Origin of the sequence: Flavobacterium coralii, from assembly GCF_019891545.1 — a bacterium.
Lineage (GTDB): Bacteria > Bacteroidota > Bacteroidia > Flavobacteriales > Flavobacteriaceae > Flavobacterium > Flavobacterium coralii.
In genome coordinates, this window is record NZ_JAHDIU010000003.1 from 131214 (window position 1) to 152564 (window position 21351).

The window sequence follows — 21351 nt, forward strand, 5'->3', positions numbered from 1 at the left end:
TTTTAAAATGGCAAGATATACTGGTCCAAAAACTAAAATCGCCCGTAAATTTGGTGAGGCGATCTTCGGAGACGATAAGTCTTTCGAAAAAAGAAATTACCCTCCGGGACAACACGGAAACGCCAGAAGGCGCGGTAAAAAATCTGAATATGCTGTACAGCTTATGGAAAAGCAAAAAGCTAAGTACACATACGGCATCCTTGAAAAACAATTCAGGAACCTGTATGAAAAAGCTGCTGCAACCAAAGGTGTAACCGGTGAAGTTCTTTTACAGCTTTGCGAAGCAAGGTTAGACAACGTGGTTTACAGAATGGGTATTGCACCTTCAAGAAGGGCTGCAAGGCAAATTGTTGGCCACAGGCATATTACAGTAAACGGCGAGGTGGTTAACATACCTTCATACCACTTAAAGCCGGGCGATAAAGTAGCGGTTCGCGAAAAATCTAAGTCTCTTGAGGCTATCGACCGTTCTTTATCTAATTCATCAAGCGTATATGAGTGGATTACCTGGAACAATGATACTAAAGAAGGTACTTTTGTTTCAGTTCCTGCCAGGATACAAATCCCTGAAAACATCAAAGAACAACTAATCGTTGAGTTGTATAACAAATAATAATTGACATTAGTCGAAATATGGCAATATTTAATTTTCAAAAGCCCGATAAAGTTATCATGATCGATTCTACCGATTTCGTGGGGAAATTCGAATTCCGTCCACTGGAACCGGGCTACGGACTGACCGTTGGTAACGCACTAAGAAGAGTTTTACTTTCTTCGCTGGAAGGTTATGCAATTACTTCAGTTCGTATTGAAGGAGTAGAACATGAATTCTCTACCATACCAGGGGTTGTTGAAGATGTTACAGAAATTATACTTAACCTTAAGCAGGTTCGCTTCAAGCGTCAGATAGAAGATATCGACAACGAATCTGTTACGGTTTCTTTTACCGGAAAAGACCAGCTTACAGCAGGTGATTTCCAAAAATTCATTTCAGGCTTCCAGGTGTTAAACCCTGAGCTTGTTATCTGCAACATGGACAGCAGCATAAACATTAACCTTGAGCTTTCTATAGAAAAAGGCCGTGGTTATGTTCCTGCTGAAGAGAATAAAAAGCCAAATGCACCTATAGGAACTATTTTTACAGATTCAATTTACACTCCTGTAAAGAATGTAAAATATACAATAGAAAACTTCCGTGTAGAACAGAAAACCGACTACGAAAAGCTGGTTTTTGAAATAGTTACTGACGGTTCTATTCACCCTAAGGATGCACTTACTGAGGCAGCAAAAACACTGATTCACCACTTTATGCTGTTCTCTGATGAGAGGATTACACTTGAGGCCGATGAAATTGCCCAGACTGAATCATATGACGAGGAGTCGCTGCACATGAGGCAGTTGCTTAAAACTAAACTTGTAGATATGGATCTTTCTGTAAGGGCGCTTAACTGCCTGAAAGCGGCTGAAGTTGATACACTGGGAGACCTGGTATCGTTTAACAAAAACGACTTAATGAAGTTCCGTAACTTTGGTAAAAAGTCGCTTACAGAGCTTGATGAGCTTGTAGCTTCTAAGAACCTGCACTTCGGTATGGATCTAAGCAAATACAAATTAGATAAAGAATAATCTGAATCAAGCCACTGATTCACATTAAAGATAACAATGAGACACGGAAAGAAAATAAATCATCTTGGCAGGCAGGCAGGGCACAGGAAACTGATGCTTGCTAACATGGCCTGTTCACTTATAGAGCACAAGCGTATTAATACGACTGTGGCTAAAGCCAAGGCCTTAAAACAGTATGTTGAGCCTTTGGTAACAAAATCTAAAGAAGATACTACCCACAACAGGCGTGTTGTTTTCTCTTACCTGAGAAACAAATATGCTGTTACTGAACTATTCAGGGAAGTTGCCGCTAAAGTAGGCGACCGTCCGGGTGGTTATACACGTATCATTAAACTTGGTAACCGTCTTGGTGACAACGCTGATATGGCAATGATAGAGCTTGTAGATTTCAACGAACTATACAACGCTACTAAGAAAGAAGCTAAGAAAACTACACGCCGTAGCAGGGCTAAGAAAACTGAAACAGCTCCGGCTGCACAGGCTGCTCCTGCAACAGAAGCTGATAACGCTCCTGCGGCTGACGAAAATAAAGAAGCTACAGAATAATAATGAAGCATTTGAATTTTCAATAATACAAAAAAGGATAAACTCTCAGGGTTTGTCCTTTTTTTTTGCAGTTAAGTTACATGCCCTGCATGGTACGGAAATTGCACAAACTTTTTAGCGACACAATTTTTTAGAGTAAATTTGCACACAACACAACAACAAACTACTTAAATGAAATATTCTAACAGAAAGCAGGCAATACTACTTTTAGCTGACGGCACAATTTTTCACGGAAAATCTATAGGTATAGAGGGTACAACCTTTGGTGAGGTTTGTTATAATACCGGTATGACAGGCTATCAGGAAATTTTTACAGACCCTTCATACTTTGGGCAGATAATGGTTGCAAGTAATGCCCATATTGGCAACTACGGTACTAATGAAGAAGAAATTGAAGCCGATAAAGTGATGATATCGGGGCTGGTTTGTAAAAACTTCAGCTTTAACCACTCGCGTACCAATTCAAATCATAGCCTTAAAGAGTATTTTGAGGCACATAACCTTGTAGCCATTTCTGATGTTGATACAAGAGCACTGGTAAGTTACATACGCGATAATGGCGCTATGAATGCCGCTATATCTACAGATGGCACGCCTGTTGAAGAACTGCGCAGGCAACTTGCAGAAGTGCCTGATATGAAAGGGCTGGAGCTTTCTTCAAAGGTTTCTACAAAAGAGCCTTACTTTATCGGTAACCCTGATGCTAAATATAAAATATCCGCACTTGACCTTGGTATTAAAAAGAATATATTAAGGAACCTTGCCAAGCGGGACTGCTATATAAAAGTTTTCCCGTATGATGCAAGTTATGAAGACCTTAAGAGTTTTAACCCTGATGGTTACTTCCTTTCTAATGGTCCAGGCGACCCTGCACCACTTGTTGTAGCGCAGGAAACGGCTAAGAAAATCCTTGAAAAAGATGAGCCGGTTTTCGGTATCTGCTTAGGGCACCAGGTGCTTGCACTTGCCAACGGCATCCCAACCTATAAAATGTTTAACGGGCACAGGGGCATAAACCATCCTGTAAAAAATATACTTACAGGCGAGGGCGAAATTACCTCTCAAAACCACGGCTTTGCAGTTGTGCGTGAAGAGCTTGAAAAACACCCGGATTTTGAAATTACACACGAACATATTAATGATGGAACGGTAGCCGGTATGCGCATGAAGAACAAAAACTGTTTTTCTGTGCAATATCACCCGGAGGCCAGCCCGGGCCCTCACGATGCATCTTACCTGTTTGATATGTTTGTCAGCAATATAGAAAAAGCAAAAAATAAATAAGGCCTACCTAAAACGTTTGCGTTTATAACTTTTTGTTTCTTAGCAGTTTTCGTATTTATAATTATATAAATTTGTGTAAAACATAATAAAATCAACCAAAAATTAATAATTCAAAACTCATGAGCATAATTATTAAAGTATATGCAAGGCAGATACTGGATTCGCGCGGAAATCCTACAATCGAAGTTGACGTTATAACAGAAAACGGCATTTTAGGAAGAGCTGCGGTACCATCAGGAGCATCTACAGGAGAGCATGAAGCAGTAGAGCTTCGTGACGGTGGAAGCGCTTATATGGGTAAAGGTGTTTCTAAAGCTGTTGAAAATGTAAATACTATTATAGCCGCAGAGATTGTTGGTACATCTGTATTCGAGCAGAACGGTATAGATAAAATGATGATTGAGCTTGACGGTACTTCAAATAAATCGAAACTGGGCGCTAATGCAATACTTGGTGTGTCGCTTGCTGTTGCTAAGGCTGCCGCTAACGAGCTTGGCCTGCCGTTATACCGTTATGTAGGCGGTGTATCGGGCAACACCCTGCCTGTGCCGATGATGAATATCATTAACGGTGGCTCGCACTCTGATGCGCCTATCGCTTTCCAGGAATTTATGATTATGCCTGTAAAAGCAAAGAGTTTTACGCATGCTATGCAAATAGGTACAGAGGTTTTCCACAACCTTAAAAAGGTGCTTCATGACCGTAACCTTAGCACTGCAGTAGGTGATGAGGGTGGCTTTGCGCCAAACCTTGCCGGTGGTACAGAAGATGCACTTGATACCATTAAACTAGCCGTTGAAAAAGCGGGATATACTTTTGGAGGTGATGTAATGATAGCGCTTGACTGTGCCGCTTCTGAATTTTATGTAAACGGAAAATATGATTACACAAAATTTGAAGGCGAGACAGGTAAGGTAAGGACATCTCAGGAGCAGGCAGATTACCTTGCTGAGCTTGCCGCTAAATATCCTATCATTTCTATTGAGGACGGTATGTATGAAGACGATTGGGAAGGCTGGAAATATCTTACCGAAAAGATAGGCGATAAAGTACAGCTTGTTGGCGATGACCTTTTTGTTACTAACGTAGAGCGTCTTTCTACAGGTATAGAGAAAGGTATTGCAAACTCTATACTTATAAAAGTAAACCAGATTGGTACACTTACTGAAACTATTGCGGCTGTAAACATGGCGCACAATGCAGGTTACACTTCTGTGATGTCACACCGTTCGGGTGAAACTGAAGATAACACGATAGCCGACCTTGCTGTGGCGCTAAATTGCGGACAGATAAAAACAGGTTCTGCTTCACGCTCTGACCGTATGGCAAAATATAACCAACTACTTCGCATTGAGGAAGAACTGGCAGAAGTGGCTTATTTTCCGGGTGAGAAAGCATTTAAAATAAAGAAATAGTTTAACCCTTTTTCAGGTTATACAGGCACCCTGCTTATGCAGGGTGCTTTTTTTATGGCAAATTCTAAATTAAAGCAGGCAAATTCTAAACAGTAAATTATAATTTGATAGTAAGTTATACTTTTGTTGTTGTATAACCTTTAGTGTATGAAAACCTTAAAACTAATCCTGCTGGCTTTACTGTTGGTATGCGGCAGTATGCTGACTGCACAAACCAAAGTGCTGGACAGCCTTACTGATTTGCTTGCTAAAGCTGATACCGCTAAAGATAAGGCAGGGCTGATGAACCTTATAGCATCTGAATACACGGGCAATGATCCTGATAAAATTAAACATTATGCCGAAAAAGCCCTTGCCATTGCCAAAAAGGGAAATATAAGGGCAGAGGAGGCCAACGCATTGCTGAATCTTGGTAATGTAAGCATTATGATGAGTAACTATCCACAGGCGGTAAACAGGTTTACACAGGCTCAGGATATACTCGAAAAAATGCTTACCGAAACAGCATATGCATCTGACGCTAATATCAAAAACACGCTTGCCAGTATATACGGCAGCCTTGGAGTAGTTTTTAGTGAACAGAACAATTATGCAAGGGCGCTGGAATATTATTTTAAAGCCCTTAAAATATATAAAGCCGATAAGCAGGAATATATAGAGGCTGCCTTGTATAACAACATAGGTGTTGTTTATAAAAGCCATGAGGAATATGATAAAGCACTTACTTATTTTGAGAAAGCGCTTGCGTTGCAACAAAAGCTGAAAGACAGGTTTTCATCTTCCACTATGGCTAATATTGGGAATGTATATCTTGAAAAAGGGCAATATGATAAAGCTCTTAACTATTATAACGATGCGCTTGCCATGCTTACTAAGTATGAAGATAAGCGTGCACTTGCAGAATTGTATAATAATTTCGGGGACTACTACAGCAAAACAGGTAATATTAATAAAGCGGAAGAAAGTTATAAAAAAGCGCTTGCTATTTTTAATGAAGCAGGCGAGAAGTTCGGGGCATCTGCATCGCTTAATTTATTGGGCGAGCTCTACCTGAAAAAGAAGAATGATAAACAGGCTTTAGATTATTTCAGCAAGTCTTCTGCCTATGCACAGGAGATAGGCTCGCTTGAACACGTGCGGGACTCTGAAAAGAGCATCAGCAGCCTTTATGAAAAACAGGGCAATTTTAAAGAGGCGCTTGTTCATTATAAAAAATATACGGCAGCACAGGACAGTATTATTAATGCCGAGAACATCCGTACTATGGTCCGTGAAGAGATGAACTACGAAATGGAACGCCGCGAAGCCCTGCAAAAAAAGGAAAATGAAAAGCGGGAAGCCATCTACATAGAGCAGGAAAAGCGCCACCGCCAGCAAATGATATTTGCAGGGCTTATAGTTACTTTGCTTGTGGGGCTTGTTTTTGTTATTTACAACAGGCTTCAGCTTAAAAAGACGCTAACCCTGCAACGCGACCTGGCAGAATATGAGCAAAAAGCGCTGCACCTGCAAATGAACCCGCATTTTGTTTTTAACTGCCTCGGCTCCATATCCAGTTTTATAGTACAGAACGGTACCGATTCTGCTATAAAGTACCTTTCAAAATTCAGTAAGCTGATGCGCCTTACATTAGAGTACAGCAAGGAATCACTTATCCCGATAGACAGCGAAATAGAGGGCTTGCAGAACTACCTTGAACTGGAGCAATTGCGCTTTAACAGGATGTTTGAGTTTACCATTACAAAAGACCCGGATATAGAAGATGATATGGCCATACCGCCGCTTTTGCTTCAGCCGTTTGTAGAAAATGCCATTATACATGGAATTATCCCAAAAAAAGAAAAGGGTACTATTATGGTAGATTTCAGGCTGGTAAACAACAAGCTGGTTTGCACGGTAACGGATGATGGTATCGGTTTCAGCAAATCGAAGGAAATGAAAGAAAAATCGGTAACGGTACATAAATCGATGGCGTTAGAGATAACCCGCAAGAGGCTGGAAGTGATACAGGCATTTACCTCTAAAACATCGCAGGTTGAGATTACAGAACTGCACAATGCTGCAGGAGAGCCGGCGGGAACCAAAATAGTATTAAATTTACCAATACAATATGCTTCAAACTGATATGATTACTGCACTGCTAATAGATGACGACAGCAACCTGAGGACAGGGATGAAAGGCCTTTTGGGTATGTATGCACCCGATATACATATTTTGGGTGAGGCAGACAGCGTGAAAACAGGTATTAATGCAATAGAGCACTACCAGCCAAACGTAATTTTTCTTGATATACAGCTTGGCGATGGTACCGGGTTTGATATACTGGAGCAGCTCGCGCAAAAGCGGGGCAGTATTAATGCCCATGTTGTTTTTATAACCGCACATGAACAGTATGCGGTTAAGGCATTCAGGTTTAGCGCGCTTGATTATCTTTTAAAGCCCGTAGATCCGGAAGATTTGCGAAAAGTAACAGAGAAGATTAAAAAAGTGGTTACAGGCAATGACAGCTTTGCCCACATAGATTTATTGCTGGAAAACATAAGAAAGAAAGTAGATAAATTTAAAAGGATAGCGCTTTCTACAGCCGAGGGAATACACTTGTTTGAGGTAAGTGATATTATCAGGCTTGAAAGCCAGGATAATTATACTAAGTTTTATATTAAAGACAACAAGCCTGTACTCATCTCGAAAACGCTTAAAGAGTATGAAGATTTACTGAGCGAGCAGGGTTTTGAAAGGATACACCAGTCGCACCTTATTAACCTTGCCTACCTTAAATCATACATAAAAAAAGACGGTGGATATGCCGTAATGGCCGATAACAGCCACCTGCCTATTTCGCAGCGAAAAAAGGAAAGATTACAGGAATTGCTCCGCACGCTGTAACGAATTCTAAATGAGGCTGGGCAAATTCTAAGTGAAAAAGCCTGTATACTTTAATTAGTATATTTTTGTGATACCACACGCTCAAAATAAATAAGTTATGAAAAAATTACTACCCATTATAGTGTCACTGCTTATAAGTGCTGCTGCCGGGGCACAAATTGTAAACATACCCGATGCCGCTTTTAAATTAGTGTTGCTTTCGGCAACTGCTGATAATGATGTAGCACGTAACCTTGATAACGACCCCGCTGTTATTGACATAAATAATGATAATGAAATACAGGTTAGTGAAGCACTGAATATTTCAAGGCTTGATGTTAGCGCAGCGGGAATATATTCCCTTGAAGGTATAGAAGCCTTTATAAACCTTGACCACCTTGAGTGTGCGGATAATTATTTAGATACGCTGCCAATATCAGCCCTTATAAACCTTGAGGAGCTTAATTGTGCCAATAATAATATTACTGACCTTGAGCTTAGCGGGCTTATTAATATTGCTGAACTGATTTGCGGCGGCAACCCTTTTACCACGCTTGATGTATCTGAACAGGTTAACCTTGAAGTTATAGACTGTACAGCCGCTGTAATAACCGAGCTTGACCTTAGTAATAATCCGCTGCTGGTTAATTTTGTTATAAACGATTGTATATCTCTACAATATCTTAATATTAAAAACGGTACTATACTACCATCGCCAGAACTTTCAGGAATAAATAATACTCCACAGTTATCATTTATATGCGTAGATGAGGGTGAGGCGGCCATACTTGAATTGTATTTTTCAGTTTACATGAGTACTTACTGTACATTTACTCCGGGTGGAGCATATAATACTATAACAGGTACTGTAAAGTATGATGCCGGTAATGACGGGTGTGATGCATCTGACCTGCCGCAGCAGTTTGTAAAACTGAAATTATCAGACGGACTGAATGAAGGTTGTGTGTTTACAAATGCAGCAGGGAATTATGATTTTTATACAGGCGCCGGTGATTATACTGTAGTACCTGAATTTGAAGATAATTACTTTACTGCAACACCGGCTTCGGCAAGTGTTAACTTCCCGATTGCAGATAATAGTGTCGCCACAGAAGATTTTTGTATTACAGCTAACGGCACAAGTGCTGATATAGAAGTGGTAATGGTACCTGTTATACCTGCACAACCGGGTTTTGATGCAGTTTACAAGATTGTGTACAGGAACAAGGGCAATACTGTACTCTCGGGCACCGTAAATTGCCAGTGGGATCCGGCACCTTTTGAATTGATAAATTTAGTACCTAATGCAGATATAAGCATGCAGGGGGATTATACCTGGAACTTCTCGAACCTGCAGCCGTTTGAGAACCGTGAAATACTAATGACGCTGAATGTAAATTCACCTTCAGATACCCCACCGGTTAATATTGATGATGAGCTTTTATTTACTGCTAATGCCGCAGTAACAGGCGATAGCTATCCCGGTGATAACAGCTTTGCCCTAAACCAAATTGTTGTAGGCTCTTTTGATCCGAACAACATAATATGCATACAGGGTGAAACCGAGCCCGCAGATGCTATTGGCGAGTACCTTCATTATGTGGTGAATTTCGAGAATACAGGAACTGCGCCTGCAAGTTTTGTAGTGGTAAGGCATGATTTTAATGCAACAGATTTTGATGTAGCCTCGTTGCAAATGCTTAATAGTTCGCATGATGTTTCTGCAAGGATTGTTGGCAATACTGCCGAGTTTATTTTTCAGAACATCAACCTGCAGGCAGCAGGGCATGGCAATATATTATTCAGGGTTAGGACAAGGAGCAGTGTAATGGCAAACGAGATGGTTACTAATAATGCTAAGATTTTCTTTGACTACAATTTGCCAATTGCAACCAATGATGCCAATACAACATTTGAGATATTAAGTAAAAATGACTTTGCGAAAGATGCTTCGGTTACTGTATATCCAAACCCGGTAATTAATACTGTTAACCTGTCGGCAGCAAGCACCATAACTTCTGTTCAGCTTTATGATATACAGGGCAGGCTGTTAGAGGTAAGCACTATAAATTCAGAAAATGCAGTAATAGATATCAGCAACAGGCAGTCGGGAGTTTACTTTATAAAGGTTATAACAGAAAAAGGAAGCAAGGTAGAAAAACTGGTTAAACAATAAATTTAAGAATTTTCAGATAATAAAAGGATGCTTTAAACAGTTATAGTATTGTTTTGTCACCTTTTAATCATTATTTACTTTTTGTTTAGTTTCTGATAAGTGCCACCGCTATGCGGTGGCACTTGCATTTTTAATGCATATTTATCACATTTTTTAAATTTAGCAAGTCTAGCTTTTGAGAATATACGATTTATCAACTGATAATGTAGTAATTGTATATAATTAGCAGGCATTTTCTATATTTGCCGAAAAGCAAACAAATGTATGTTACAATTAAATGTAAAGAACGAGACTTCGCGTCTTCGTGCGGTTATACTGGGTACAGCCGTTAGCAATGGCCCCACACCCGAACCTCATGAAGCCTACGACCCTAAATCATTAGAGCATATCCTTAAAGGCACTTATCCTACCGAAGAAAATATGGTAAAGGAAATGGAAGCACTCAATGATGTTTTCCTAAAATATGATGTTCAGGTATTCCGCCCTGAAATAATAGAAAACTATAACCAGATATTTAGCCGCGATATTGGCTTTGTGATAGATGATTACTTTATAAAAGCCAATATACTGCCCGACAGGGAGCGCGAGCTTGATGCAATACAATATGTAATTGACAGGATAGAGCCTGCAAAAGTGGTTCGCCCGCCGGAAGAGGTGCATATAGAGGGTGGTGATGTTATGCTGTGGGACGACCATATCTTCATCGGCACCTATAAAGGCAGCGATTACAAAGATTATATAACGGCGCGCACCAACATGCATGGCGTTAACTTTATTAAAGAAATGTTCCCCAACAAAATTGTAAAGGAGTTCGATCTCGTAAAATCGAGGATTGAGCCAAGGGACAATGCACTTCACCTTGACTGCTGCTTTCAGCCGGTAGGTAAAGATAAAGGTGTAATTTACAAGAGTGGGTTTAGGGAAGAGGCAGATTATCTGTATCTTGTAAATCTTTTCGGGAAGGAAAACCTGTTCCATATCGAGCGTGAAGAAATGTATCACATGACCTCTAATTTCTTTTCTATAGATACAGATGTAGTGGTTATAGAAAAAAACTTTACAAGGCTTAAAAACTGGTTGCTGGAGAAGGGCTTTACTGTTGAAGAGGTGCCTTATGCCGAAATATCAAAACAGGAAGGGCTGCTGCGTTGCTCTACACTGCCACTTATACGCGATTAACTTTAACGACATGAAACAGACAACAAACACAATATTGATGATTCGCCCGGCTGCCTTCAGGATGAACGAGCAAACGGCTGTAAATAACTATTACCAAAGGGTACTGAACAACCTGATTGCAGATACGGTAAATGCTAAAGCACAGCAGGAGTTTGATGCCTTTGTAGAAAAGCTCCGCTCGGTTGGTGTTAATGTGCTTGTAGTGCAGGATACGCTTGACCCAGATACACCCGATTCGGTTTTTCCGAATAACTGGGTGTCTTTCCACGATAACGGAGATGTGGCACTGTATCCTATGTTTGCCGAGAACCGCCGCCATGAGCGCCGTGAGGACATATTAGACATGCTGGAAGATGAAGGCTTTAAAATAGAGAACATAGTTGATTATACTTCTGCTGAAGAAGATGGCTTCTTTTTAGAGGGGACAGGCAGTATAGTACTTGACAGGGTAAACCAAAAGGCATACTGCGCACTTTCGCCACGGGCCGATGAAGAGCTCTTTATTGAGTACTGTGAAGACTTTGAGCTTAACCCGATAATATTTGAGGCTTTTCATGATGTAAACGGCGAGCGCAGGCATATATACCACACCAATGTTATGATGTGCATAGGCGATACCTTTGCGGTTATATGCGCTGATTGCATAGATGATAAAAAGGAGCGCAAAATGGTACTTTCCAGTCTTAAGGAAGATGGTAAGGAAATAATCCTACTAACTGAAGAGCAGCTGAACCACTTTGCAGGGAATATGCTGCAGGTTACTGGCGCAGGCGGAAAAACCTATCTTGTGATGAGTGATTCGGCTTATAATAGCCTTACAAAAGACCAGGTTGCCAGGATTACTAAACATACAGAAATACTTTCTGCAAACCTTGATACCATAGAAGCTTGTGGCGGCGGCAGTGCACGCTGCATGATGGCAGAGGTATTCCTGCAAAAAGAAGAGTAGATGCTTTCAAAAAAAACGAAATACGGATTAAAGGCCCTTGTTTATATTGCCAAGCAGGCAGACAATGGGCCTGTCCTTATTTCTGATATTTCAGAAAAAGAAACTATACCTAAAAAATTTCTTGAAGCCATTTTGCTTGACTTAAAGAAATTCGGCATACTGGGTTCCAAAAAAGGTAAGGGTGGGGGTTACTATCTTTTAAAAGACCCGAAGGAAATCACTATGGCAACATTAATAAGGGTTTTAGACGGGCCAATAGCAATGCTGCCCTGCGTAAGCCTTAATTTTTATGAGCGTTGCGAAGATTGCCCCAATGAAGAATTATGTTCATTACACCACTTTATGGCACAGGTTAGGGACAACACACTTAACCTGCTTCAGCAAAAATCGTTATACGATTTAACACTGCTTTAAAAAATTTTTCTCATTACTCTATAAAATCTATAGAGTAATAGTTATATTTGGCAATCGAATAACTGCAAATCATTTTATGGTTTGCAGTATAAAGGAAACAGTATGTCAGAGATAGAAAGTGACCTTGAATATTTAAACCGCGCTGTAGAAGGCATGTCTTTAGCAGATGCCATAGCATTTGTTACTACCCACATAAAAGGGAAGAAAGTTTTTTCTACTTCATTTGGCATAGAAGACCAGCTGCTTACGCATTATGTGGCACCGCATAACAACATAAACGTATTTACACTTGATACCGGCAGGCAGTTTAATGAAACCTATGAAGTTTTCCAGAAAACGCAGCAAAAATACCCGCAGCTTGCCATAGAAACATATTACCCTCTGGAAGAGGATATAAGGGAATATACCAAAAACAGTGGCATTAATGGTTTTTATGACAGTATAGAGAAGCGTAAGTCATGTTGCTACATCAGGAAGGTAAAACCGCTACAGAGAGCTTTATCGGGCGCTTCATTATGGATTACCGGGCTGCGTGCAGAACAGTCTGCTAACAGGAATACCATGCGTTTTTTGGAGTGGGATGAAAACCATAAGCTGATTAAGTTTAACCCGCTGCTGCATTATAAGCTGGAAGAAGTTGAAGAGGAGGTTAAGCGTTTAGATATACCTGTTAACAGCCTTTATTATAAAGGCTATTTAAGCATTGGCTGTGCACCCTGTACACGTGCGCTTGCCCCCGGAGAAGACTTTCGTGCCGGGCGCTGGTGGTGGGAAGATGGCAAAAAAGAGTGTGGGCTGCATATTCATGCAGACAAAAATTTTTAATTGTGAGTACAAATAGTTAGTTTGTATATATTTAAAGTTGTTTGCAAACCGCCTGAAAGGGCGGTTTTTTATTGCAGGCTGTTTTTTTTAAATCTGTTTAATGCACCGAATTTTATATTGCCAATAAACTATGGTTATTAGTTTGAAAAACAGATATATTGAAAGTGACTTGTAGAGTAAGAGTTAATCCGCTTTTTATGTTGAAGTAGACGAAAGTTAAAGATAATTTAAAATAATATTAAGAAACAAATAACCTTATATTTTTGGGTTCATTATTTGTTGTGAGCAGATCTTTAACTAATTATTACTAATTTAATTTATCCAAACTAAAATGAAAAAAAGAATTTTATTATTCGCTGTTACACTATTCGCTATCAGTTTTACTTCTTGTAGCAATGATTCGGATCAAACCGAAAACAATCAAAACAATCAGATGGTAATGAAATCAGACTGGCCAAAAGTTAAAGAAGGTGGCGTGAAAACAGTCTGGACAATTGGCCGTAAATCGAGGAATTGTGATGGTATAGGAATATGCAGGCATGAAAAAACTTCAGGCTACATCAAATTTGAGCAGGGGACTTTAAATTTTACAATTGCAAAGTCATCAGCTGACAGGGATATTTTGGCTTATGTTTCTCCTGCACCAAATTCTAATGGTTTTTCACTTTTAATTGATGACGCCGGTATGGAAAAAGTAAAAAAATACTTTGGTTCTGAGGCGCTGGTTCTTGAAGAAGATTATCAGTTCACATTACAGGATTATGATTCTGATGTAGAAGTTAACATTGACTACCTTATCAAAGCAGGTACTTATAACTTTAGTTATGACAGTACTTATGGTTGCTATGAAATAGTATTTAATGACTAAAATTAACTGAAATGAGAATTTTATCATTATTATTTCTATGCATGGTTAGTTTAACTGTATCTGCACAGGGTAACAGCAAGCTTTATCTCGAAAAATATGGTATTTATAAAGATTCGATTAACGAGTTGTCTTTTAAGAGCGAAGAAGAATTTAAAAAATTTATAAGCGCTTTCGAGGTTGAGGAAGGATTTGAGCTGCCAAAATTTTTAATAATTGACAATACGGGTAAGTTATTAAAACACAGACTGGATGTTCTTATCAGCCAATGCGGAAAGGGCGATGTAAATGGTTTAAAAAAGAAATATTTTAAAGATCTTCCTGATTTAAACAGATTAAATACCTATTTAAATGAACAGCTTAAAACTCCTGAAGAAAATAACTTTATTGTAATTTTTGTATGGCATGAAGCTGCTGACAAATACAATAAGCATACCTTTGAAACTTATCATGCATGGAAAGAAGATGATAATATTTCATTTTATTTTCTTGATTTAAACATGACAAAATAAAGTATTTGCTCACAACGATAAAACAATAAGGCAATTAGTTTAATTTGAACTAATTGCCTTTTTATTTGAAACTTACCGTTTGCAGGATGTTTACGATAGAGCTGCTTATATACTCTACACCAATAGCTATAACAATAAAGCCAATAATCCTGGAAATTGCCACAATGCCCGAAGCGCCAAGTATACGCGACAGATAGTGTGCACTGCGCATAATAAGAAAAATGCTTATGGCTACAGCAAACATAGCTGAACATGCAATTGCCTGCTCTGTAATGCCTGTGTACTCCTGATATAGCGCTATAAGTAGTGATATAGAACCAGGTCCCGCCAGCATTGGTATGGCAAGTGGTGTAAGTGCTATATCGTTTCTTTTTTGGGCATCATTCTCAACTTCTTTGTTAATACCCCTTGTTTTACTGAATTTACCTGTTAGAAGTGAAAATCCGCTGTTAACAATGATGAAACCGCCCGCAATGCGAAGCGCGTTAATGCTTATCCCAAAAAAATTAAGCACATACTGCCCTACAAAAAAGGATATTAGCAAAATGAGAAAAACATTAATAGCCGCCCATAACGATATGCGTGAGCGTTCGGTTTTGGTGTCGTCCTGAGTAAGACCCACAAATATTGGCACGGCACCTAAGGGGTTAATTACAGAAAAAAGTGCGGCAAAAATGTATATGAATAGCTCCATGTGGTTAGGTTAGTATCACAAATATATTATTAAATACCTTAAAACCCTACTACAATCAGTTAAGTGAAAGGGTTTTTACCTGAGATATAATCCTGCCATCCGGACCAATGCCTTCTATTAATACCTTTACAGAACCCTGCTGGCTGTACGGCATCGATATTTTAAAATGCCCTTTTTCATCGGTTGCTATTATTGGCTCCCAACCTATAATCCCAAAGTTCTCAAAACCTTTAGTGGCGGTAGAGAGATACTGGCTGTTCTTAAAAGTATCTATAATACTGAACCCTTCTGCAACCATAAACGAAGTAGGCGATTTTGTTTTCGCTTTTGAGCTGATATTCTTCTTCATGTATATTTTTATGATACCTTCCCGATTATCCACACTGGGTACAGTAGCATGCTGGTTTACATAAAACTCATCAACATCAGATGTCTGCATCATAAACAATATATCATAGTCCATCACAATAATATTGTCTATATATATCATCGGAGTGGTTTTTTGCCCGTTAATGGTCCTGACGCTCCTGCCTGTTATGCTTACCGAGCCTCCCTTTATAGTAACATCAAAGCCATGATAACGTATCAGGTCGGTTATATAAAAGAAACTCCTGCTATCAGTTTCGGTTATTTTATACGGCCTGAGCTGCGAGTTACCAAAGGCGGTTTTATACTTAAGCCGTGTTGGGTCGGCCTCTATTTTAACCTCTTCCAGCATGGTAGCGTTAGTGGGTGCGAGATAGTCGGGTAATTCAGGAAACTGATCGGCAGTAGCTGTATTGGTGTCAGGACAAAAAGAGGCTGACGGCTTGTATGATTTATTATATGTCCTCTTATTATTAAATACCTGCGGATACAATTTCACCTCTTTCTTTTCATCTCCCTTAAGCAATATAAAGTCCAATTTTGTAGAGTCTGCAAGGATAAGGTGGTCTAAATAAAACTCGTTATTGTTGTCTATTTCAACAATTTCATCCAGTTGTCCTGAAAGTGATGAAACACGCAATTTATATTTTCCCGATCCGGGTATGTTCTGGTTGATTTTGCCTTTAAGCGCAAGCCCGATATCAAAAGTATAACTACTGGAAGGTGGGCTATTCTTGATATTTTCCCATTTATATTTACTGCCCTTGCCCATTAAAAACAAGTCAAGCTCATATTGGTTACGACGGTTAGCATCACTTAAATAATTTCTTGCGGCAATACCCTGGCTGCTGTCGAGGTAGGGTGCAAGCAAGAGTGAATTATAAATGTCACTTTCTTCGTTTACAGTTAGCGTATTAGAAGGGAGCATAGATATACTCAGGTTCATATTAGGAGCATATACATTTCCGGATAGCTCTATATTGCCTTGGGCATCTTTTGTATAAGAGAGGTTTATGTTATTACTGTTTTCTTGAGGGTAAATATAAAAAACCCTGTTTGCCAGTTCATTCAGGTTACCATCTAACAGGCGGACAGTGTTAAGCCCCTCAAACAAGTCTGTATTGCTTATAACCAGTACTTCCTCATTTTTTCCAGCTTCGAATTTTACATCAAAAATCACGGATTTTTCATCCTTGTGTGCGAGGAGGAATAAAGCATTGTTGCTTTTTTCTGCCTTAGCTGTCCTTACTTTTACAATAGTTTTTCCGGGCATGGCAAAGCTGTTAACTTCTATTGCTGCTCCCGTTAACTGCGGATAAGGCAGCGGCTGCTTATGTTCTGTTCCGTTAACATTTACAGAAACAGTATTTACCTTTCCAGACTCGGGTACGTAATCAAATTTGCCAAAACCTTTATCATTAATAGCAACCGTTTTCAGTATTCTGCCCTGAGAATCTATAAGGTGTGCTTCGTTAAGTATTGTAACCGGCCTGTTATTGCAGTCGGTAATGCTTAAAGCTATATTGTTGTTTATGCCCGCTATAAGCTTTCCGCCTTCCGGGTGCAAGTCAATATTTATTTTAGAATAATTCGGCGCGTTAAGTAAAGCGGGTGCGTTTTTATTTATAACCCTTATTTCTTTTACAAAAGACTCATCCTCGCTAAAATTATTCATCCAGTTTGTGTAAAACTGTACATAGTACCTGCCTGTTGGCAAATTAGTGTCAAGGTTAAAACTGCCGCTGAAAGTTCCCATATTGCCATACAATAGCTGGCTGTCCAAAACCTTCCCGGAATCATCTATAAGGCTGGCAAATATATTTACACACGAATAAAATGGCTTACCGGTTTTGCGGTGGTAAACATAACCTTTAAACCAGACTTTCTCATCCGCAAGGAAAACATCTTTATCAAAATGGGCATGGATATTTTCTCTTTCTAAAAAGAAGTAATCATTTAAAACTTTACTGATTTGTTCTTTTTTGGCTTCCTGTGCAAAGGTTAAAAATGACATGAAGCAGCAAATGAAAGTTAAGATAAAAACTGTCTTTTTCATTATGTGTAATTTGTGTTGGAAATGTTTTTGCTAAAATAACGATGTTATTATTATAATAGCGTAATTCATAAATGTTAAAAAATAAAGGGGATGTATTTTACATCCCCTTTATTATACTATATGCAGTTTGATGCAAAATTACATCATGCCCGGCATTCCGCCGCCCATTGGCATTCCGCCACCTGCATTTTCTTCTTTTATGTCTATAAGAGCACATTCTGTAGTAAGTATCATACCCGCAACAGAGGCAGCGTTTTCCAGCGCTACACGTGTTACTTTCTTAGGGTCTATAATACCTGCGCTAAGCATATCTACATACTCATCTGTTTTAGCATTGTAGCCAAAATCAGCAGTACCTTCTGCAACCTTAGCGACTACTACAGAGCCTTCAAGGCCTGCGTTCTCTACAATGGTGCGTAGCGGTGCCTCTACAGCGCGAGATACAATCTGAATACCTGTAGCCTCATCGCCGTTTTCTGCCTGAATGCTGGCAAGAACCTGCTTAGCCCTTAGTAATGCAACACCACCACCGGCAACAATACCTTCTTCTACGGCAGCCCTTGTAGCGTGTAATGCATCATCTACACGGTCTTTTTTCTCCTTCATTTCAACCTCGCTGGCTGCACCTACATAAAGTACGGCTACACCACCTGCAAGCTTGGCAAGGCGCTCCTGAAGTTTTTCCCTGTCATAGTCAGATGTTGTAGCTTCCATCTGAGATTTTATCTGGTTAACACGGTTTTTAATCATATCCGCATCACCTGCACCGTTAACTATGGTAGTGTTATCTTTATCTATGGTCACTTTTTCGCAAGTACCCAGCATATCAAGTGTAGCATTCTCAAGTGTATAGCCCTGCTCTTCTGCTATTACGGTACCACCTGTAAGTATAGCGATGTCTTCGAGCAATGCCTTTCTCCTGTCGCCAAATCCCGGAGCTTTAACAGCCGCGATTTTAAGCGCACCGCGAAGTTTGTTTACAACAAGTGTTGCAAGAGCCTCACCATCTACATCTTCTGCGATGATAAGAAGCGGCTTGCCGCTTTGCGCTACCGGTTCAAGTACCGGAAGCAGGTCTTTCATCGAAGATACTTTTTTATCATACAGTAAAATGTATGGCCTTTCAAGTTCGGCCTCCATTTTTTCTGAATTTGTTACAAAGTAAGCTGAAAGGTAACCCCTGTCAAACTGCATACCTTCTACAACATCTACATAAGTATCTGTACCCTTAGCTTCTTCAACGGTAATAACACCTTCTTTACCAACTTTGCCGAACGCAGTAGCAATCAGTTCACCAATTGCTTCGTCGTTATTAGCAGAAATAGAAGCTACCTGCTTAATTTTGTCGGTAGAAGTACCTACTTCTTTTGTTTGGTTAGACAGGTCTGCAACAATTGCCTCAACAGCTTTGTCTATACCACGCTTCAGGTCCATAGGGTTTGCACCTGCGGCAACGTTTTTAAGACCTTCTTTTACTATAGCCTGTGCAAGCACAGTTGCAGTAGTAGTACCGTCACCTGCAAGGTCGTTGGTTTTCGAGGCAACCTCTTTAACCATTTGTGCACCCATGTTTTCAATAGGGTCGGTAAGCTCAACCTCTTTAGCTACAGATACACCATCTTTGGTTACTGTTGGCGCACCAAATGATTTGCTGATGATAACGTTACGTCCTTTAGGGCCTAATGTTACCTTAACAGCATTAGCCAGTGCATCTACACCACGCTTTAAACCGTCGCGTGCTTCAATATCAAATTTTATTTCTTTTGCCATTGTATTAGTTGTTATTGTTTTTAAATATTAAACTGTTTTTAAAGTACTGCGAAAATCTCGTCTTCTTTCATTATAAGGTAATCTTTACCTTCAAATTTAAGCTCTGTACCTGCATATTTTCCATAAAGAACAGTGTCGCCCACCTTAACGGTCATTTCATAGTCTTTACTACCGTTGCCTACGGCTACAACAACACCTTTCTGCGGTTTTTCTTTTGCAGTGTCAGGGATAATGATTCCGGAAGCAGTTTGTGTTTCTGCAGCAACCGGTTCAACCAGAACACGGTTTGAAAGCGGTTTAATGTTTAAAGCCATATAATTTAAATTTTGTTTGTTATTAAAGTTTGACGCTTTCTGTTTTTTCAGAAATTATGCCAATTGAGAAAACTGACATATAATGCAAAAAAAAATGCCAGCATGTCAGTGCCGGCATATATATATTTTGATATAATATTTTTTATTGCTGAGGTGCAGCCTCTTGCGCCGGTGTAGTAGCCGGAGCCGGTGTAGCAGCGCCTTCACCCTGTGCAGGAGTGGCAGGAGTTGTTGCAGCAGGTGCAACAACAGACTCATCTATATATTTACTGTCTCCGCCGTAGCTGTTAGAAAAGCTAAGTGTTGACAAAATGATAAGCACTACAAGTGCAGTAGCCAGGAACCATGTGCCTTTATCAAGGAAGTCAGACGTTTTTTGAACACCACCTACTATCTGAGAACCGCCAAATGATGAAGAAAGACCGCCACCTTTCGGGTTTTGTACCATTATGAATATTATCAGTAAAAGGCAAACAAATGCTATCAGCGCTAAAAATATTGAAAATCCCATTTCTATACTAAATTATTATTTTGTTGTAAACTACGTATTTCTGTAATTCGGTCTGCAAAGAAAACACTTTTTTCCGGATATTTCAAAATTAAAATTTCATAAGCCTGTATGGCTTTTGCATATTTTTTTTGTTCCAGGTAAACTTTTGCAAGTGTTTCTGTCATAAGGCTGCTGTTATCTGCGGTTTCATTAAGCGTAGCAGGTGCAACCGATATTGTTTTTGAGGGAATAATTTTCGGATTCGACTCTATAAAACGGTCTATCAGGTCAAGTTTTTTAATAAGCCCGCTTTCATCTTCCTGCTTTTCAGGCTCAGGTGTGCTTTCTTCTCGCTTAACAGGCGTTATTTTAGAAAGCTGCAGCCATTCGCTGAACGAATGTGTTTCTTCTTTGCTGAAAGGTAGTGGCCTGCCTATTTCGAGTTTTTGTTCTGTCTCTGTTAGTGGGCTTTCACTGGCGGTTTCGGCTGTAGTACCTGCTTTTTCAGGCTGTGTAGCTTCCGATTCTCTAATGGTAAGCTTTATAGACTCTTCCAACTTGTTTACAGGTTCGGCAGGTTTTTGCTCTTCAGCTTTAATTTCTTCGATATGATTAACAGCTATTTCTTCCACAGCTTTTTCTGCCGCTTCAAAAGAATTTTTCTCTATACTCTGAAACTGTTCTGAAGTAATAAAATCAAACAGCACCGACCTGTCAGTGGTGTAGGCTGCCGTTTTTTTAAGCTCGGTATTGTACCGGAAGCTGTCATTATTATATAAACCCTTTAAATAAATAGCACGCGCACTTTGCAGGAAAGGAAACTCGGCAAGTATCTTTTCCAGTTCAACAGTCTGCTTCTCGTTTAAAGAGGAAGGCCTGTTAAGCAGCGCTATGTATTCTTTAGTGTTCAAGTTTTTGTCTGATGTTGGGTGTCCTATGTCCGAAGTCAAAGGACACTTAATAGTTTAGATATGATATATCGGACTTCCTGCATCCGATATGTG

20 protein-coding genes are annotated in these 21351 nt (G+C 39.6%); 14 read left to right on the plus strand and 6 right to left on the minus strand.

All coding sequences use genetic code 11. The features are described from left to right. Nucleotides 1-7 precede the first annotated feature (7 nt). The 14 genes from rpsD to KJK34_RS05825 all read left to right on the plus strand — a co-directional run bounded on the left by rpsD (nt 8) and on the right by KJK34_RS05825 (nt 14657). A complete protein-coding gene (gene rpsD, locus KJK34_RS05760) occupies nt 8-613 on the plus strand; it encodes a 30S ribosomal protein S4 (protein WP_223052909.1) in 606 nt (201 codons plus the stop codon). Nucleotides 614-633: 20 nt separating this feature from the next. Next, complete coding sequence (locus tag KJK34_RS05765; RefSeq protein ID WP_223052910.1) at nt 634-1626, plus strand: DNA-directed RNA polymerase subunit alpha; 993 nt, start codon at nt 634-636, stop codon at nt 1624-1626. Between the two features lie 36 nt (nt 1627-1662). Continuing rightward, nucleotides 1663-2172, plus strand: a complete 510-nt coding sequence (gene rplQ / locus KJK34_RS05770) for a 50S ribosomal protein L17 (protein ID WP_223052911.1) — start codon at nt 1663-1665, stop codon at nt 2170-2172. Nucleotides 2173-2343: 171 nt separating this feature from the next. After that, nucleotides 2344-3456 (plus strand): glutamine-hydrolyzing carbamoyl-phosphate synthase small subunit, encoded by a 1113-nt coding sequence (carA, locus tag KJK34_RS05775; RefSeq protein WP_223052912.1) that lies wholly within the window; start codon nt 2344-2346, stop codon nt 3454-3456. A gap of 119 nt (nt 3457-3575) precedes the next feature. Next, the gene (gene eno / locus KJK34_RS05780) at nt 3576-4871 is read left to right on the plus strand and encodes a phosphopyruvate hydratase (RefSeq protein ID WP_223052913.1); all 1296 of its coding nucleotides are present in this window, start codon (nt 3576-3578) and stop codon (nt 4869-4871) included. A gap of 147 nt (nt 4872-5018) precedes the next feature. Further along, the gene (locus tag KJK34_RS05785; protein ID WP_223052914.1) at nt 5019-6995 is read left to right on the plus strand and encodes a tetratricopeptide repeat-containing sensor histidine kinase; all 1977 of its coding nucleotides are present in this window, start codon (nt 5019-5021) and stop codon (nt 6993-6995) included. Continuing rightward, the gene (locus tag KJK34_RS05790) at nt 6982-7758 is read left to right on the plus strand and encodes a LytR/AlgR family response regulator transcription factor (RefSeq protein WP_236937597.1); all 777 of its coding nucleotides are present in this window, start codon (nt 6982-6984) and stop codon (nt 7756-7758) included. Before KJK34_RS05785 ends, KJK34_RS05790 begins: the two co-directional genes overlap by 14 nt. Before the next feature lie 97 nt (nt 7759-7855). Next, complete coding sequence (locus tag KJK34_RS05795) at nt 7856-9913, plus strand: DUF7619 domain-containing protein (RefSeq protein WP_223052915.1); 2058 nt, start codon at nt 7856-7858, stop codon at nt 9911-9913. Between the two features lie 264 nt (nt 9914-10177). Next, the gene (locus KJK34_RS05800) at nt 10178-11092 is read left to right on the plus strand and encodes a dimethylarginine dimethylaminohydrolase family protein (protein ID WP_223052916.1); all 915 of its coding nucleotides are present in this window, start codon (nt 10178-10180) and stop codon (nt 11090-11092) included. Nucleotides 11093-11102: 10 nt separating this feature from the next. Further along, nucleotides 11103-12041: a citrulline utilization hydrolase CtlX gene (gene ctlX / locus KJK34_RS05805; protein ID WP_223052917.1), complete on the plus strand. Its 939-nt coding sequence runs from the start codon at nt 11103-11105 to the stop codon at nt 12039-12041. Next, complete coding sequence (locus KJK34_RS05810; protein ID WP_223052918.1) at nt 12042-12455, plus strand: RrF2 family transcriptional regulator; 414 nt, start codon at nt 12042-12044, stop codon at nt 12453-12455. It abuts the gene before it with no gap. 102 nt (nt 12456-12557) lie between these two features. Then, complete coding sequence (locus KJK34_RS05815) at nt 12558-13280, plus strand: phosphoadenylyl-sulfate reductase (RefSeq protein ID WP_223052919.1); 723 nt, start codon at nt 12558-12560, stop codon at nt 13278-13280. 439 nt (nt 13281-13719) lie between these two features. Beyond that, nucleotides 13720-14148: a hypothetical protein gene (locus KJK34_RS05820; RefSeq protein WP_223052920.1), complete on the plus strand. Its 429-nt coding sequence runs from the start codon at nt 13720-13722 to the stop codon at nt 14146-14148. An 11-nt stretch (nt 14149-14159) separates the two neighbouring features. After that, complete coding sequence (locus KJK34_RS05825) at nt 14160-14657, plus strand: hypothetical protein (protein WP_223052921.1); 498 nt, start codon at nt 14160-14162, stop codon at nt 14655-14657. A 61-nt stretch (nt 14658-14718) separates the two neighbouring features. On the opposite strand, the gene KJK34_RS05830 is transcribed toward KJK34_RS05825, so the two are convergent. The 6 genes from KJK34_RS05830 to KJK34_RS05855 all read right to left on the minus strand — a co-directional run bounded on the left by KJK34_RS05830 (nt 14719) and on the right by KJK34_RS05855 (nt 21258). Continuing rightward, nucleotides 14719-15351 carry a MarC family protein gene (locus KJK34_RS05830; protein ID WP_223052922.1) on the minus strand — a complete coding sequence of 211 codons (633 nt, stop codon included), beginning with the start codon at nt 15349-15351 and terminating at the stop codon, nt 14719-14721. Nucleotides 15352-15406: 55 nt separating this feature from the next. Next, nucleotides 15407-17731 (minus strand): hypothetical protein, encoded by a 2325-nt coding sequence (locus KJK34_RS05835; RefSeq protein WP_223052923.1) that lies wholly within the window; start codon nt 17729-17731, stop codon nt 15407-15409. A gap of 180 nt (nt 17732-17911) precedes the next feature. Next, a complete protein-coding gene (gene groL / locus KJK34_RS05840; protein WP_223052924.1) occupies nt 17912-19543 on the minus strand; it encodes a chaperonin GroEL in 1632 nt (543 codons plus the stop codon). Between the two features lie 38 nt (nt 19544-19581). Further along, nucleotides 19582-19857, minus strand: a complete 276-nt coding sequence (locus KJK34_RS05845; RefSeq protein WP_223052925.1) for a co-chaperone GroES — start codon at nt 19855-19857, stop codon at nt 19582-19584. A 142-nt stretch (nt 19858-19999) separates the two neighbouring features. Beyond that, the gene (gene secG / locus KJK34_RS05850; RefSeq protein WP_223052926.1) at nt 20000-20368 is read right to left on the minus strand and encodes a preprotein translocase subunit SecG; all 369 of its coding nucleotides are present in this window, start codon (nt 20366-20368) and stop codon (nt 20000-20002) included. Between the two features lie 2 nt (nt 20369-20370). After that, the gene (locus KJK34_RS05855; RefSeq protein ID WP_223052927.1) at nt 20371-21258 is read right to left on the minus strand and encodes a tetratricopeptide repeat protein; all 888 of its coding nucleotides are present in this window, start codon (nt 21256-21258) and stop codon (nt 20371-20373) included. Nucleotides 21259-21351: the final 93 nt, after the last annotated feature.

What these genes read in the sequence shown, in the direction of transcription:
- KJK34_RS05845 (WP_223052925.1), bottom strand. Translation starts at nt 19,857, where the DNA reads ATGGCTTTAAACATTAAACCGCTTTCAAACCGTGTTCTGGTTGAACCG.
- KJK34_RS05820 (WP_223052920.1), top strand. Translation starts at nt 13,720, where the DNA reads ATGAAATCAGACTGGCCAAAAGTTAAAGAAGGTGGCGTGAAAACAGTC.
- KJK34_RS05800 (WP_223052916.1), top strand. Translation starts at nt 10,178, where the DNA reads ATGTTACAATTAAATGTAAAGAACGAGACTTCGCGTCTTCGTGCGGTT.
- secG (WP_223052926.1), bottom strand. Translation starts at nt 20,368, where the DNA reads ATGGGATTTTCAATATTTTTAGCGCTGATAGCATTTGTTTGCCTTTTA.
- KJK34_RS05795 (WP_223052915.1), top strand. Translation starts at nt 7,856, where the DNA reads ATGAAAAAATTACTACCCATTATAGTGTCACTGCTTATAAGTGCTGCT.
- rpsD (WP_223052909.1), top strand. Translation starts at nt 8, where the DNA reads ATGGCAAGATATACTGGTCCAAAAACTAAAATCGCCCGTAAATTTGGT.
- groL (WP_223052924.1), bottom strand. Translation starts at nt 19,543, where the DNA reads ATGGCAAAAGAAATAAAATTTGATATTGAAGCACGCGACGGTTTAAAG.
- rplQ (WP_223052911.1), top strand. Translation starts at nt 1,663, where the DNA reads ATGAGACACGGAAAGAAAATAAATCATCTTGGCAGGCAGGCAGGGCAC.
- KJK34_RS05825 (WP_223052921.1), top strand. Translation starts at nt 14,160, where the DNA reads ATGAGAATTTTATCATTATTATTTCTATGCATGGTTAGTTTAACTGTA.
- ctlX (WP_223052917.1), top strand. Translation starts at nt 11,103, where the DNA reads ATGAAACAGACAACAAACACAATATTGATGATTCGCCCGGCTGCCTTC.
- KJK34_RS05830 (WP_223052922.1), bottom strand. Translation starts at nt 15,351, where the DNA reads ATGGAGCTATTCATATACATTTTTGCCGCACTTTTTTCTGTAATTAAC.
- carA (WP_223052912.1), top strand. Translation starts at nt 2,344, where the DNA reads ATGAAATATTCTAACAGAAAGCAGGCAATACTACTTTTAGCTGACGGC.
- KJK34_RS05765 (WP_223052910.1), top strand. Translation starts at nt 634, where the DNA reads ATGGCAATATTTAATTTTCAAAAGCCCGATAAAGTTATCATGATCGAT.
- KJK34_RS05785 (WP_223052914.1), top strand. Translation starts at nt 5,019, where the DNA reads ATGAAAACCTTAAAACTAATCCTGCTGGCTTTACTGTTGGTATGCGGC.
- KJK34_RS05810 (WP_223052918.1), top strand. Translation starts at nt 12,042, where the DNA reads ATGCTTTCAAAAAAAACGAAATACGGATTAAAGGCCCTTGTTTATATT.
- KJK34_RS05790 (WP_236937597.1), top strand. Translation starts at nt 6,982, where the DNA reads ATGCTTCAAACTGATATGATTACTGCACTGCTAATAGATGACGACAGC.
- eno (WP_223052913.1), top strand. Translation starts at nt 3,576, where the DNA reads ATGAGCATAATTATTAAAGTATATGCAAGGCAGATACTGGATTCGCGC.
- KJK34_RS05815 (WP_223052919.1), top strand. Translation starts at nt 12,558, where the DNA reads ATGTCAGAGATAGAAAGTGACCTTGAATATTTAAACCGCGCTGTAGAA.
- KJK34_RS05835 (WP_223052923.1), bottom strand. Translation starts at nt 17,731, where the DNA reads ATGTCATTTTTAACCTTTGCACAGGAAGCCAAAAAAGAACAAATCAGT.